The following is a 14,450-nucleotide window of genomic DNA, read 5'->3' as shown; positions in this document are numbered from 1 at the left end:
CTCATGATTCATACATTTCACACGTTCTGCTCCACCCCTGTACTCTTCTCCTTCTTACCCCTTTTAAAATTCTTCAACTTCTTAATCGTTCCAACTAATCCTTTTGGAAAAACTAGTAGCACGATAATGTATAATAAACCAAGAATAATCGTCCATCTTTCAAAAATCGGATACTCTGTCGCTAGTTCTGATAAATAATATTTTAGTGATTCAATAATCCCAGCTCCAGCAATAGCTCCGATTAACGTTCCAACTCCTCCAATCATTGTCATCAATAATGCGTTTAGCGTCATTTCAATTGAAAATACCGTCGTATTTACAAAACGCAATGTGATAACGAATAAACCACCGCTAATTGCCGCTACTACTCCTGCCACTACACTTGCGATAATTTTATAATGGAGAACTTTATATCCAAGCGCTTCAACACGTTGTTCATTTTGTGAAATTGCATTTAATACTTTTCCAATAGAAGACTTTGTGAAAAGACGTAACAAAATGAAGATGCTGATTAAACATATAAGTGTTACGTAATAATACGTAAAACGATCACGGAATATATCTGGTACACGAAATGTAAATCCATCTCCTCCGTGAGTCAGCGAACGCCATTTTTCAGCAAGTACAAAAAACAGCTGAGAAATAGCGAGCGTTAACATTGCATAAAAATGACTTTTCAAGCGTAATGAAAGCATACCGATTATATAACTAACGATAGCTGATATAATAACAGCGGCTGCTATTCCTATAAAAAAGTTCATTATAGACACCCCTTGCCGATCAAATAAGAGTGCCACACCATACGCCCCTATTCCAAAGAACATACAATGACCGAATGAAACAATACCCGTATATCCAAGGAGAACATCAAAACTCATAGCGAAAATAGCAAAGATGAAGATTTGAGTGAACAAAATTAACAAGCTCCGTGAATCATTTACGAATGGAAATACACTTAAACAAATGATCATAAAAACTCCGAAGTATACTTTAATTCGACCCGATATGCTGTTCACCATGTCACCCCTTTTCACCAACGAGTCCCGTTGGCTTCACTATTAAGAAAAATAGTAACATTAACATATTGATTGCAAGCGATAAATCTGGCATATAATACGCTGTAAAAGCACCGGCTAATCCGACAATTAAAGATGCTAGCGCTGAACCTTGTACACTACCTAATCCGCCAATAATCACTACTATAAAAGCTAAAATTGCATACTGCATGCCCATCTCAGCGAAAATAACTCCTGAATATGGTGCTAGTAGAAAACCACCTAACGCCGCCATCCCTGCTCCTAATAAAAAAACAAACGAGAATATCGCTTTTACATTAATTCCGAGAGCTTGAACCATCTCTTTATCCATTACACCAGCGCGAATCATAAGTCCTACCTTTGTTTTTTTCAGCAGCAATAGTAAAGCGATGTAAATTAGTATCCCAACTAAAATAACGAATAGGCGATATTTTATTAAGATAACTCCTCCAAATGTAAAACTTCCTTGAAGCCATAACGGTAATTTTGCAGCAATTGGATTAGGACCCCAAAATATTTTGATGCACTCGCTAAGAACGAGCATTCCTCCGAGTGTAACGAGAAGCTGCCGAACATGGTTTCCATACACTGGTCTAATAAGAAATCTTTCTAAAATGAAACCGAGAAACATACCCATAGCGACTGCGCCAATTAGCGCTAATAAATAACTATCTGTCATATTAAATAACCAAACGCCTGTAAATGCTCCCCATGCAAATAAACCGCCATGCGCAAAATTTAGTACGCTCATTAAACCGAAAATAAGTGATAGACCCGACGCTAATAAAAAAATAAGCATCCCTGTCGAAACGCCGTTTACAAATAAGTTAATTAGCACATCCACGTTCTATCCCCCCGTATCAATGTTAAGAAATGCCTAAATATTTATGACATGTTTCCTTATCCTCTCGCAGTTCCTCCATAAAACCGTTATGCACAATACGCCCATTATCCATAATGTAAAAATAATCACCGATTTGACTAGCCATCATAAAATTTTGTTCAACAAGTAAAACAGTCGTTTTTTCCTTCATTTTCAAAATAGCTACCATTAATTTTTCTATCATAATTGGAGACAGCCCTTTACTCGGCTCATCAATAAGCAATAGTCCATCACTATTAATAAATGCTCTTGAAATTGCCAGCATTTGTTTTTGTCCCCCACTTAATAGCCCACTTTTTTTATACCAAAATTGCTTTAAATCTGGAAATAGTTCGAGCATCCATTCTATCTTCTCTTCAGCTTCTTCCCCATTTTTCCCCCTAGCAAGTGCGAATGTCTCTTCTACTGTTAAATCATGAAAAATACCTTGATTTTCTGGTACATAACCTATACCTTTTCTTGAAATTAAATGTGTAGATAATCCATTTACTTTTGTGTTATCATAATAAACTTCTCCATTTGCTATCCGGTGAAATCCCATAACTGAGCGCAATGTTGTTGTTTTTCCAGCACCATTTCTTCCAAACAATACTGTAATCGTTCCCTTCTCAACCGAAAGGGACACTCCTTGTAAAATATGAAACTGATCTAAATACGTCTCTATATTATTCACTTGTAGTAGTGCCACTATATAATCCCCCTAAATAAGCACTTTGTACTCGCTCGTCTTTCATCATTTCTTCCGGCAATCCTTCAGCCAATAACTCGCCATGAAATAAAACGATAAGATGATCTGATAAATCGAGTACCATATCCATTTTGTGTTCAATAAGTACAATTGTGCTCTCTGGATTCTTTTTAATATTTTCGATTACTTGTAATATAGCCGGAACTTCCTCAACTGAAATACCTGCTGTCGGCTCATCTAGTAGTAATACATCTGTCTTTAATGCTAACAACATAGCAAGCTCTAACTTTCTTTTTTCTCCGTGAGCTAAATCTTTTGCTAATACACCCTCTTTCTCGTGAAGTAGTACTGTTTTTAAAAGGCGTCTCGCCTCTCCAGTTTGCTGCTTTAACTTGGCTGCATTCGGAAAGAAACTGTAATAATCCTGAACAAACGATTGAACACTTAGACGCACATTTTCAAGTACTGTTAGCTCTGGAAAAATATTTGTCAACTGAAAAGAACGACCAATGCCCAAGCGCGTTCGATCTGAAATTGATAATTTTGTAATATCCTGTCCTTTAAAATAAACTTCACCTTTCGTCGGAGAAATTTGCCCACTTAGTAAATTGAATAGTGTTGTCTTTCCAGCACCATTCGGTCCAATAATTGAAATGAGCTTTCCTTTTTGTACCGTTAAATTAACATCCTTAATAACATGATGATCCCCAAAAGATACACAAAGATTTTTCGTCTCTAACAAATGTGTCATGAAATCCCTCCCACTGAAAGCCATGTTATGAAAGAAATAAGTATAAAGAGGGTATCCCCTCTTTATACAGAAACAACAGAAAATTCAGTCTATTTATTTTGAACAGACGGTTCTGTTTCTTTCATTGTTAATTCTCGTTCTAACACTGGTACTGGGTAATCAACACCCTCTTGCTTTTTCAGCGTTATAGAATAAAGAGTTTGTAATGCTTGATGATCCTTCTCTCTAAATTTCATCTTTCCTTTCGGTGTCTCAAATTCCATCCCTTCCATTTTCTTAATAAGTGTATCTACATCTGTATCGCCCTTCGTTTTCTTTACAGCTTCGACGATAGAAATTGCTGCTGACATTCCTCCTGCTGTAAACAGATCTGGAACAGCACCATTAAAACGTTTTTTATGTTCTTCTACTAGCCAATCGTTCACCTTATTCTTTGGAAGTGAGTGATAATAAACGGAAAACCCTTGCATCCCTATTAGCGCATCCATCGTTTTTAATGCTGGTATATCAGGTGCACCAGTAGAAATTTTAATACCTTGCGCTTCTACATTCATATCTTTCAACTGTTTCCATGGTGAATTCGCACCTGCCCAAACGATAAATAGATAATCTGGTTTTGAGCTAATAATATTTTGAATATTCGCAGTGAAATCAGTTGCATTCGTATCCGCGTATTGCTCGTTTACAATATTTGCACCTATTTTCTTCGCTCCAGCTTTAAATGCAGCAATCCCCTCACGACCGTAAGCATTATCTTGTGCTAGCGTTGCTATTTTCACATCTTTTTTAGCAATTGCCGCAGCACCAGCGATTGCATCTTGAGATGAATTTCTACCAGTCCTAAAAATATATTTATTCCAGTTCTTCCCGGTAATACTATCAGCAACTGCCGGTTCTACAACCATAATCTTTTTATACTCTTCAGCTAGTGGTAAAACTGCTAATGTATCACTTGAACTAGATGATCCGACTAAAAAGTCAACTTTCTCTTCTTCTAATAATTTCGTAGCCTTCTTAACCGCTACATCTGCTTTTGTTTCCGTATCTTCTACAACAAACTTAATCTTCTTTCCTTCTACTTTTCCTGTTCCACCAGTTGCATAGTCTAACCCTAATTCAAATCCATTTACCGTTTGTTTTCCATACGATTCTAGTGGACCTGTTAACGAAGCAAGAACCCCTACCTTAATCGTTTTTTCATCTTCTGTACTTGTCTTCTTTCCTGAACAAGCTGCTGTTACTAATAACGACCCTAAAACACAACCAGTAACCACCGTTCTTAGCCATTTACGTTTTTTCATCGACATTGTGATCCTCCCCATACTTTACTTTCTGATAGAATCAAACACGCCAAAGTACCCCATCTGTAATTATGACTTTTTCTTTAAACAAAAATAAACCAGGTTGTTAATATTAATGTATTTTCTCCGATTTCCATTCAATACCTTTACAATTTGATATAAATATTTAATTCCTATATATACAAGCATTCCCACACTATTAAACTTCTATCCTTTCTAACAAGTATTTTGAGTCTCCAGTATTAATTTGCTTTCTTAAAAAATTGAATTCTTTGGAGTAAACCATCTGTAATTATTATATTTCCTTGGCTATCTACATCTATTCCTTGTGGTGAGAAAAACTGCCCTGACATACCATTAAAACTTCCAAAAGACTCTAAAAAGATTCCATTTTCATTATAAATATTCACACGATTATTAGAAGTATCTGTGACATAAACCGTATTATTTATATCAATTTCAATTCCTATTGGCAAAAAGAGATCTCCTGGACCCTCTCTCCAATTTTCTAGTGGATCTAAGCTTCCTGCCCCATGATTTGTACCCCATTTAGTAAGAAATTTACCATCGTTATCAAATTTTTGAATCCTATTATTGATCCGATCAACAACATAAACATTATCTTTTGAATCAATTGCTAATTGCATAGGTTGAGAAAACTCTCCCTCTCCACTTCCCTTTCTCCCCCATTCTTTCATATATACAAAGAATGGATTAAATTTTTGAATCCGATTATTTTCTGAATCAGCTATAAATATGTTTCCTTTACTATCAATAGCTATTCCAGATGGAAATTGAAAAAATCCTGGTAATACTCCAAATGAACCATATGAAGCAAGCACTATCCCTGAATTAGTAAACTTTTGGATACGATGATTTACAGAATCAGATACATACACATTATTGTAACGATCCATTGCAATTTGTCTTGGAACAAAAAACTGTCCTGGAAGACTTCCGAATCCAAGTGGTCCACCAGCACCAAATAAACTTCCCCACTTCCCAACAATCTTCCCAGATATATCATATTTTAAAATTCGATGATTAAAGGAATCAGATACAAAAACATTCCCATTCGTGTCTCTTTCAACATCATAAGGTCCTGAATATTGTGTAGTTCCACTCCTTTCATTACCTATGATTTTCTTCATTATCGCTGTTAAACCTACCTCATTATATAAAAGTACACGATTATTTCCCGTATCCGTAATATAGATATTTCCTTGACCATCCGGAAGAACTTGATTGGGATAAACAAACTGAAAAAAGTTACCTACTGTATATAAAAATTGATCTTTATTTGTAAATTTCATTATCCGATTGTTATATGTATCTGCTACATATAGCGATCCAGATATTGAATCGAAATTTATTCCTCTTGGATGATAGAATTGATATGGGCCTAAACCTGCAATTCCATTTCCGATTACTCGCTGAAACTCCCCGTTTTTATCAAACACTTGAATACGATTGTTATATGTGTCTGCAATATAAATCTCATCTTGTTTATTTATCGCGATTCCTTGTGGTAAAGCCAATTCTCCATTCGCCTTTCCATAATTCCCGATTGTTTGAATATACTGCCCATCCGGGCTATATTTTTGAATACGATGATTGTATTCATCCGTAATATAGTAATTGTTATCGCTATCTACTGCAATTTCCCTAGGAAACGAGAACTGCTCATTTCCTTGACCTTTCGTGCCCCAACTTTTAATAAATTGAAACTGCTCATTAAATTTTTGAATACGATAATTCGCTGTATCCGCAACTAAAATATTACCTTCTTTATCAACAGCAATACCAAATGGCATATTAAACTGCCCCGGACCTTCACCTAAAGTTCCTATAGCGTCAACAACTTCTCCATTCTTATCTATTTTCACAACCCTATTATTTCCCATATCAACAACATACAAGAATCCTTTTGCATCCCTTGCCATTGCCACAGGCGTCCTTAATAACTTAGAAGTATCTAGCTCACTCCCCCATGAATTCACATATTTTACAGCTGAGGCACTTCCTACAGAAGTAAACATTCCTAGACTCACAGTAACAATGAAAAAACAACATATAATTTTTTTTATAAAATCCATGCTTACTACCACCTAATCACAGTAGCTGCCCAAGTATACCCAGTACCTGCACTAACCGCTACTGCAATATCTCCAGGCTGTAATTTCCCTTGTTCATTTGCAATGTGAAGACCGATACACGGATCAAGCGCTGACATATGCCCATGATGATCTAAATATACAACTTGTTCTTCTACTAATCCCAATCCTTGTAACAATTCTATTAACATAGAACGTTTTGTATGCAGTGGTAATAATACTTTAATATCTTTGGGAGTTAATCCACTTTTTCTTAACGCCTCCCGAATAACCTTTTCAAAATTAGGAATTGAAACCAGATCTAAACGTTCTTTCATACTAATAGGATCTATTACATCGATATAATGTTGTCGATTCTCAACCGTATCATAGCTAGCAATTTGTTTCGATCCACCTGCTGGAATACGTACATCTTCATGAAATGAACCATCCGTTATAATAGCACTTCCTAATATTTCACCGTTGCTAGCGCCTTTTTTTACTAAGGCTGCACTTCCGCCATCAGCGAAATTAAACATGAAACGTGAGCGTGGATTATCATAATCTACAATTTGAGATTCTTTACATCCACCTACTAATAATATGTTTTCAATTGATTTATCAGAGTAGAGCATATCTTTTGCGACTTTGAGAGCAATTGGAAAGCAAGAACTAACGTTCATAATTTCAAAAGCATAAGCATTCTTCAATCCAAGTTCATGCTGAATTTTTGGGGCACTAGACCATACGTGGTAATCTTTATGTGGACTGCCAAAATAAATGACTACATCAATAGATTGAGGATTAACTTGTAGTAATATTGGCTTTGCAGCAGCAATAGCTAAATCTGATGCATGCATCGTTTCGTCTGCGACATGCTTTTCATATAGCCCAAATTTTTCTATAATAATATTCTCAGGGATACCTGTTTTTTTAGATAGGTCTGCAGCTGTCTCTACGCCTTTTGGGAAGAATACTCCTGTCGTTTCAATCCCGATATTCATTAGACTACTCCTCCTTCTTTTGGCACCATCATAGTAGCTACACCTGTTAAAACTAAATCTCCTTTTTGATTGTGACACTCTGTTAACAATTTTATTACTCTCTTTTCGATAATAAACTCTTGTACTGTAGCCGTAGCTGTAATCGTATCTCCTATAAAAACTGGTGTTGTAAATTTAATAGTTTGTTCCATATAAACAGAACCCTTTCCTGGCAAATGTACTCCTAACAATTGTGATAATAGACTAGAAGTTAATAAGCCATGTGCTATTCTTTGATTAAATCTAGTTTGTTTCGCATACTCATGATCAATATGGATTGGGTTAAAATCCCCACTTAAACCTGCAAATAGTACAAAATCTGTTTCTGTTATTGTTTTACTACAAGATGCTTGTTGCCCAGCGCTATATTTGGTCATCCCTTCACCTACTTTTCAATTGATTAGCTAACTGTACTTTTTGAATTTTACCAGTTGCATTTTTAGGTAATTCCTCTAGAAATACAATTTCTTTTGGAATTTTATATTTTGCTAGAAATAGAAGACAATGTTCAATTACTTCTTTTTCAGTTAATACACTGCTACTCTTTTTCACAACAAAAGCGATTGGTATCTCTCCCCACTGTAAATGTTGTGTACCAACGACCGCTACCTCACATACATCCGAAAGCCTATTAATGACTTGTTCTACTTCAAGTGGATAAATATTTTCACCACCTGAAATTATCATTTCTTTTTTTCTACCGACAATGTATACAAAACCATCTTCATCAACTTTAGCTAAATCACCAGTATGTAACCAACCACCTTGAATAGTTTCTTCTGTTGCATCTGGCCGATTCCAATACTCTTTCATTACATTTGGCCCTCTTATAATTAACTCTCCAACTTCACCAACTTCAACTTTATTTTTATTTCCATCGATAAGTACATAATCACAAAATAGAACAGGTTTTCCAATTGAGCCTACTTTACGTCTTGCATCTTCTTCTGAAAGCATGAATACTGTTGGTGATGTTTCAGTCATACCAAAACCTTGACCGAATAAAAATCCTCTATCTATAAATTCTCTTATCAACTCTTCTGGACACGGAGCACCGCCATTATAAAACCAACGTACTGATTGTAAATTCGTACTTTCAAACTTTGAACAATTAATTAATGCTTGATGAATTGTAGGCACTCCCATCACTACAGTCACTTTATGTTTTTCTATCATGGAAAGCGCTGTGATTGGCTCAAATTTTCTTGGAATAATGATTATTCCACCTGCAAATAAAGTTGGGAATGCGAATAAACCAATCCCACCAATATGAAATAAAGGCAATAATACAATGGAGCGATCATGAATAGTTAGGTCAATCGCAAATGTATTATTGAGCGCATTCCAAAACATATTTTTTTGTGTAAGTACAGCTCCTTTCGGTGTTCCTGTTGTTCCCGAAGTGTAACATATAATAAAGGATGCGTTTTCATTTATATCCTCAAAATAGTGGTTGCTTCTATTTTCTATTCGCTTTAAATTTTTTATCGAAAGAACTCTTTGTACATATGATTCCTTCTCCATTGAAAGTGCTATATTTTGAAATGTTTCCTCTACAAATAAAACTGTGGTTCCACTATCTTTCAACTGAAATATAAGTTCATTTTCTGTTAACCTTATATTCAGTGGAACAGCAATGCATTCTACTTTCGCTATAGCAAATAAAAGGACAATATATTCCAAGCTGTTTTGTGATAAAATAGCTACCCTTTCTCCTTTTTTCATATTTAAATCGCAAATTAAATATGCTGCTACTTTACTCACATACTCATGTAACTGTTTATATGTTATTTCCTCTTCTTCCGTAATAACGGCAATGCGATCTGGATGTAAATATGCTCGTTTTTCAATCCAATAAGCAATGCCTTCCATATTTACCACTCCCTTATCTTTTTCTCAACCCTTCAAATATTAATGACATCGCTGCCTCAAATACCTTCTCCGGAACATCCTTCTCTTCCCAATACCCCCAGCGCATTCCTAGAAATTGACCAATTGACATAAGACAATACGCAATTGTTTCTTTATCAAGTTTTTTAAACTCTCCCGCTTCCATACCAGCCGACAAACTTTTTAAAAATCCATTTGCGAGCTTTGCATAGTACCATCTATATAAATCATCATCAACAACTACCGCCTGTTGTACAATGTTATATAGATTAGGACGATCTTTTACCCATCGAAAAAATGCCTGAAAACCTCTTCTTTGCGCCTCTTCATAACTTGATATCCCCTTCATTTCTTCTTTAATAATTAAGCGTAACTCACGGTTCAATCTACGAATCAATTCATCAAATATATCTTTTTTAGCTGGAAAGTAATTATAGAAAGTTCCGTGCGCTACCTTTGCTGCTTGCGTAATATTCACGATAGAAGCCTCATAATATCCTTTACTACCAAACACCTCTTCTGCAGCACACAATAATTTCTCTCTCGTTTCCAGTCCTTTTGTTGTTAGATTTTTTACATCCATTATTATTTTTTCTGACACCTGAATCACCTCTTAGATTTGATTATAAATTTATTTTTGAATTTTACAATTATTTTCATTAGACAAAATCCGCCAAGTATTTTTCTACATACAAAAAAGACTAACTTATCTTTAAGTTAGTCTTTTAATCTTAATTAGAGCTAAGTTCCACTTTCTCTAACCCTTCAGCCAATTGTCTCTTATCTAACCCTTCCCCTATTACCACCAAGTTTGTCGGGAAACCGAAGTCTTGTTCCAGTAAAGTTGGTACCCCAAACGAATATTGGAATAAGTGAGGGTATTTATCTCCATGGAATTTCACAAAACCTTTCACACGATAAATACTATCTGGTAAATTCGAAAGCCATTCATACAATTTCTCTTGATCAATCGATTTCGTAAATTGATACGTCATTGTTTGTATATGTAAATGTTGTTTAACATGAAGTGTCTCGCGTTCTCCATCACTCACAAATTCAGCTTCTTCTATATCATTTAAAGATATATTACAATACTTTGTTTCAAACAATTTCGCATGATTATTTATTGCTTTTACATCTTCAAATACTTTATTTTTATCCGAATCTGTTAGTAAATCTGATTTATTAATAAGAATATGACTTCCATATTTCATTTGCTCATGTAATAGCTGTTGTACATTTGCACTTAATATACTTCGGTTTAACCATCTTACTGCATCTAATACGACTACTATGGACTTCACTTCAAGGAAAGGTGCTAAAATTGGTGATACACATGCATCTAACACTTCAATTGGATGCGCAACACCTGTCGTTTCTATATAAATTACATCTGGTCTTTCTTGCTGATATAATGAATGCAATTGTATTTCAAGCTCTTCTTTTAACGTACAACAAATACATCCTTTAAGAAGTTCTCTTAAAACATTCTCTTTTCCAATAATATCTGTATCTACCGAGTATTCACCAATTTCATTCATTAATACTGCAACTTTTCTATTCTTCTTTTTCTCTGCTAACAATAAATTTTGTAATAATGTTGATTTTCCACTACCTAAAAAGCCACCTAATATATGAATTTCTACTTTATTCATTCGATCGACCATCCATTTCTTTATTCTAAACGTATTCAAAGCGTAATAATTACGATTTATATTTATCATTTTATTAAAAGAAAAACTATTTGTAAACAAAACTGCTATATTATCGTTTCATTTTCATTCACTTCATGAGCAACTCTAATTCCAGACTCAATCGCTCCTTGCATCCATCCATGTGTTAACGTCGTATGTTCTCCTGCAAAGTGCACCCTGCCAGCTGGCGGCGTAATATATGGAAATACTTCAAGCTCTTGCCCTGGTTCAAAAGCTGTAAATGCTCCGCAAGAATACGGATTTTGACTCCAGCTAAAAGATTCTCCTGCAACATACTCACTATAAACCACGTTTCCATATATTTGCGCTAAATTTTTCAACGCATAACGAATACGTTCTCTATGCGAGAGACTATCCCATGTTAATGCCTCATCTGCCCAGGTATAACTGGCTAAAATAATCGCTGATCCTGATGCATGAATGCCGTAGCTCGGATAATATGTAAAGCGGATAGGTAAATCTGTAATGGACTTACCACCATATTGTCCTGCTCTTTCCCAAAACCTACTTTTAAACTCTATCGCAATTTTAGTTGAAGCAATATAATTTAATTCACGAATTGCCCGCCTTTTATGATAAGAGAATAAATGATATGGCTGGACTTCTACAAATCGCAAAGCTGAAAATGGAATTGTGACAATAGCGATGTCACCAGTTACTATAAATGAATTTAACGTTTGTTCATGGGTTACTTGCAGCATTACTTTATTATCTTCCTGTATAATTTTGTCTACTTTATACGACATAAAAATATTATCCTTTAGTTCTGGTAAAAATGAATTTGGTAATTTATCCATCCCGCCCGTTATCTCATAATATTTCGTCGTTGAAGTGAAAAAGATCATTTCGCGTAATACTTCAATTAATGACATTCCCATGTATGCTTCCATATCAAGAAGTACTCCGATCATATCTATTGCTCCATCTGAATAATACTCAGTTAAAAATGAAGCGAGCGAATATGTTTTATACTTTTTTTCAACAATAATCCAGTTTTTATCAGGATCTTTCTTAATATAATTAAGTATCGGTTCCAATACCTCTAACATTAACCCTTCTGCCGTTTTCCCTCTTTCTTTATCTAAAACTGGATATCCAAGTACACTTGGATCCTTTTCAAACACATCCAATCTCGTTCTTTTGTTATTCGTATAAATTATATCTGAAGAAGTTTTATTAATAAAAAGGTTTAACGGTAGTTTAAATTTACGAATGTAGGCTAAAGTTAAATCATGAGTATCTGGAATACGCATAGGACCTGCGTTAAAATATAATCCTGCACTAAATGGTTCACGAATCGTATACACCCTGCCACCTATTCTGTTATTTGCTTCTATAATCGTTACCTCATGCCCAGCCTCTTTTAATAAAGATGCTGCAACTAATCCAGATATCCCTGCACCGGCAACTGTAATCCGTTTGGGGTTATTCGTTTTGGCAAGCCCTTCATGAACAATTTGAAGCATTTGTTCCATCGATAATGGATTCCCCATGCCAATTCCCCTTTTACGAAGGATTTTACTGAATTATATTCGTTTAACAGGATTCCTATGTTTCATTCAAGTAATTGAGTGGATACATTTTCAATCACTTGAATATCTTTTATAAAATGTAATAAAATAGATATGAAACTATAGAAGTAAGACGTATTATCTTACATAATAAAATTTATGAAATAGCGAGGAATTTTGAAATGAAAAAAGGTATTAACCGTGTTGTATTAGTAGGAACAGGAGCAGTTGGATGTAGTTATGCTTACTGTATGATTAACCAAGCTGTAGCTGAAGAATTTGTTTTAGTTGATGTAAATGAAGCAAAAGCTGAAGGAGAAGCAATGGACTTAAGCCATGCCGTTCCTTTCGCACCAGCTCCAACAAAGGTTTGGAAAGGTAGTTATGAAGATTGTAAAGACGCAGATCTTGTTGTAATTACAGCTGGATTACCACAAAAGCCAGGTGAAACACGCTTAGATTTAGTTGAGAAAAACGCTAAAATTTTCAAGCAAATTGTTCGGAGCATTATGGATAGCGGCTTTGACGGTATCTTCTTAATTGCAACAAACCCTGTAGATATTTTGACTTACGTAACTTGGAAAGAATCTGGATTACCGAAAGAACGCGTAATCGGTTCTGGTACAACTCTTGATTCTGCTCGTTTCCGCTATATGTTAGGTGAGTACTTCAATATTGGACCTCATAACATTCACGCTTATATTATCGGAGAGCACGGTGATACAGAACTTCCGGTGTGGAGTCACGTATCAATTGGTATTCAAAAACTACAAACGCTTCTTGAAAAAGACAACACATATAACCAAAAAGATTTAGATGATATTTTCGTAAACGTTCGTGATGCAGCTTATCACATTATTGAACGAAAAGGTGCTACATACTACGGCATCGGCATGTCACTTTTACGTGTTACGAAAGCAATCTTAAGCAATGAAAACAGCGTATTAACTGTATCAGCATATCTTGAAGGTCAATACGGCCAACAAGATGTTTATATCGGCGTACCTGCTGTTTTAAACCGCGGCGGTGTTCGTGAAATTTTAGAAGTTGAACTAAGTGAAGAGGAAGAATTAAAATTCGATCACTCTGTTCAAGTATTGAAAGAAACAATGGCTCCTGTTCTTTAATCATATTTTTCAATCAAAAAAGCAATCCGATTTATATTGGATTGCTTTTTTATATTTTTATAGTTCCCCCTCAATTTAAACGGTAATATTATCTATAAAAAGGAGTGATTTCATGAATGATTCTTGGACGATTGTAATCCTCTTGCTAGCTGTAGCATCCTTAATACTTTTTCTCTTCTTAATCATCAGAACGCTATTTCCAACTAAAAAATATGATAAGAATCTCGGATTGATTCTGCTTATTTTAAGCTTGTTAGCAATACCGATAAGTATCTTCCTTATAGGAGGATGGGCAGGTATGGGAGTTGGTGTAATCGCAGTCTTTATTTTTGCTGCTGTTATTATAGCTTTAATTGCAAATACCTTCGTTAAACTACCTCCTCCAAAGAAAAAATAACAAATGACCGATGT

At 35.1% G+C, this 14,450-nt stretch carries 14 protein-coding genes; 2 read left to right on the top strand and 12 right to left on the bottom strand.

Annotated features, from left to right (window positions below; genetic code table 11):
• Positions 1-17: 17 nt before the first annotated feature.
• The 12 genes from EXW56_RS09445 to EXW56_RS09390 all read right to left on the bottom strand — a co-directional run bounded on the left by EXW56_RS09445 (position 18) and on the right by EXW56_RS09390 (position 12,894).
• Positions 18-971, bottom strand: coding sequence for a branched-chain amino acid ABC transporter permease (locus tag EXW56_RS09445; RefSeq protein ID WP_002200861.1), 954 nt, complete (start codon positions 969-971; stop codon positions 18-20).
• Between the two features lie 49 nt (positions 972-1,020).
• On the bottom strand, positions 1,021-1,881 hold the full coding sequence (locus tag EXW56_RS09440) for a branched-chain amino acid ABC transporter permease (RefSeq protein WP_002200862.1): 861 nt from the start codon (positions 1,879-1,881) through the stop codon (positions 1,021-1,023).
• 22 nt (positions 1,882-1,903) lie between these two features.
• Positions 1,904-2,608, bottom strand: coding sequence for a branched-chain amino acid ABC transporter ATP-binding protein (locus EXW56_RS09435; protein WP_002200863.1), 705 nt, complete (start codon positions 2,606-2,608; stop codon positions 1,904-1,906).
• Positions 2,586-3,359: an ABC transporter ATP-binding protein gene (locus EXW56_RS09430; protein WP_002200864.1), complete on the bottom strand. Its 774-nt coding sequence runs from the start codon at positions 3,357-3,359 to the stop codon at positions 2,586-2,588. Before EXW56_RS09430 ends, EXW56_RS09435 begins: the two co-directional genes overlap by 23 nt.
• Positions 3,360-3,448: 89 nt before the next feature.
• Positions 3,449-4,666, bottom strand: coding sequence for a substrate-binding domain-containing protein (locus EXW56_RS09425; RefSeq protein WP_002200865.1), 1,218 nt, complete (start codon positions 4,664-4,666; stop codon positions 3,449-3,451).
• A gap of 236 nt (positions 4,667-4,902) precedes the next feature.
• Positions 4,903-6,699, bottom strand: a complete 1,797-nt coding sequence (locus tag EXW56_RS09420; protein WP_033716878.1) for a 6-bladed beta-propeller — start codon at positions 6,697-6,699, stop codon at positions 4,903-4,905.
• 62 nt (positions 6,700-6,761) lie between these two features.
• On the bottom strand, positions 6,762-7,757 hold the full coding sequence (locus EXW56_RS09415; RefSeq protein WP_002200867.1) for a 3-oxoacyl-ACP synthase: 996 nt from the start codon (positions 7,755-7,757) through the stop codon (positions 6,762-6,764).
• Positions 7,757-8,173, bottom strand: coding sequence for a MaoC family dehydratase (locus EXW56_RS09410; protein WP_002158290.1), 417 nt, complete (start codon positions 8,171-8,173; stop codon positions 7,757-7,759). Before EXW56_RS09410 ends, EXW56_RS09415 begins: the two co-directional genes overlap by 1 nt.
• 4 nt (positions 8,174-8,177) lie before the next feature.
• Entirely contained in the window at positions 8,178-9,668 is a 1,491-nt protein-coding gene (locus EXW56_RS09405) for an o-succinylbenzoate--CoA ligase (RefSeq protein WP_002200868.1), read from the bottom strand.
• A 13-nt stretch (positions 9,669-9,681) separates the two neighbouring features.
• Complete coding sequence (locus tag EXW56_RS09400) at positions 9,682-10,287, bottom strand: TetR/AcrR family transcriptional regulator (RefSeq protein WP_002200869.1); 606 nt, start codon at positions 10,285-10,287, stop codon at positions 9,682-9,684.
• A gap of 130 nt (positions 10,288-10,417) precedes the next feature.
• Positions 10,418-11,341 carry a CobW family GTP-binding protein gene (locus EXW56_RS09395; RefSeq protein WP_002200870.1) on the bottom strand — a complete coding sequence of 308 codons (924 nt, stop codon included), beginning with the start codon at positions 11,339-11,341 and terminating at the stop codon, positions 10,418-10,420.
• Between the two features lie 104 nt (positions 11,342-11,445).
• Positions 11,446-12,894, bottom strand: coding sequence for a flavin monoamine oxidase family protein (locus EXW56_RS09390; RefSeq protein ID WP_002200871.1), 1,449 nt, complete (start codon positions 12,892-12,894; stop codon positions 11,446-11,448).
• Positions 12,895-13,094: 200 nt separating this feature from the next.
• Between EXW56_RS09390 and EXW56_RS09385 the strand changes: the two genes are divergently transcribed.
• Positions 13,095-14,039: an L-lactate dehydrogenase gene (locus tag EXW56_RS09385; RefSeq protein WP_002200872.1), complete on the top strand. Its 945-nt coding sequence runs from the start codon at positions 13,095-13,097 to the stop codon at positions 14,037-14,039.
• A gap of 112 nt (positions 14,040-14,151) precedes the next feature.
• Positions 14,152-14,436 carry a YesK family protein gene (locus EXW56_RS09380; protein ID WP_002158296.1) on the top strand — a complete coding sequence of 95 codons (285 nt, stop codon included), beginning with the start codon at positions 14,152-14,154 and terminating at the stop codon, positions 14,434-14,436.
• Positions 14,437-14,450: the final 14 nt, after the last annotated feature.

Origin of the sequence: Bacillus mycoides (assembly GCF_018742245.1) — a bacterium.
Lineage (GTDB): Bacteria > Bacillota > Bacilli > Bacillales > Bacillaceae_G > Bacillus_A > Bacillus_A cereus_U.
This window is presented reverse-complemented; position numbering and strand designations above follow the sequence as displayed.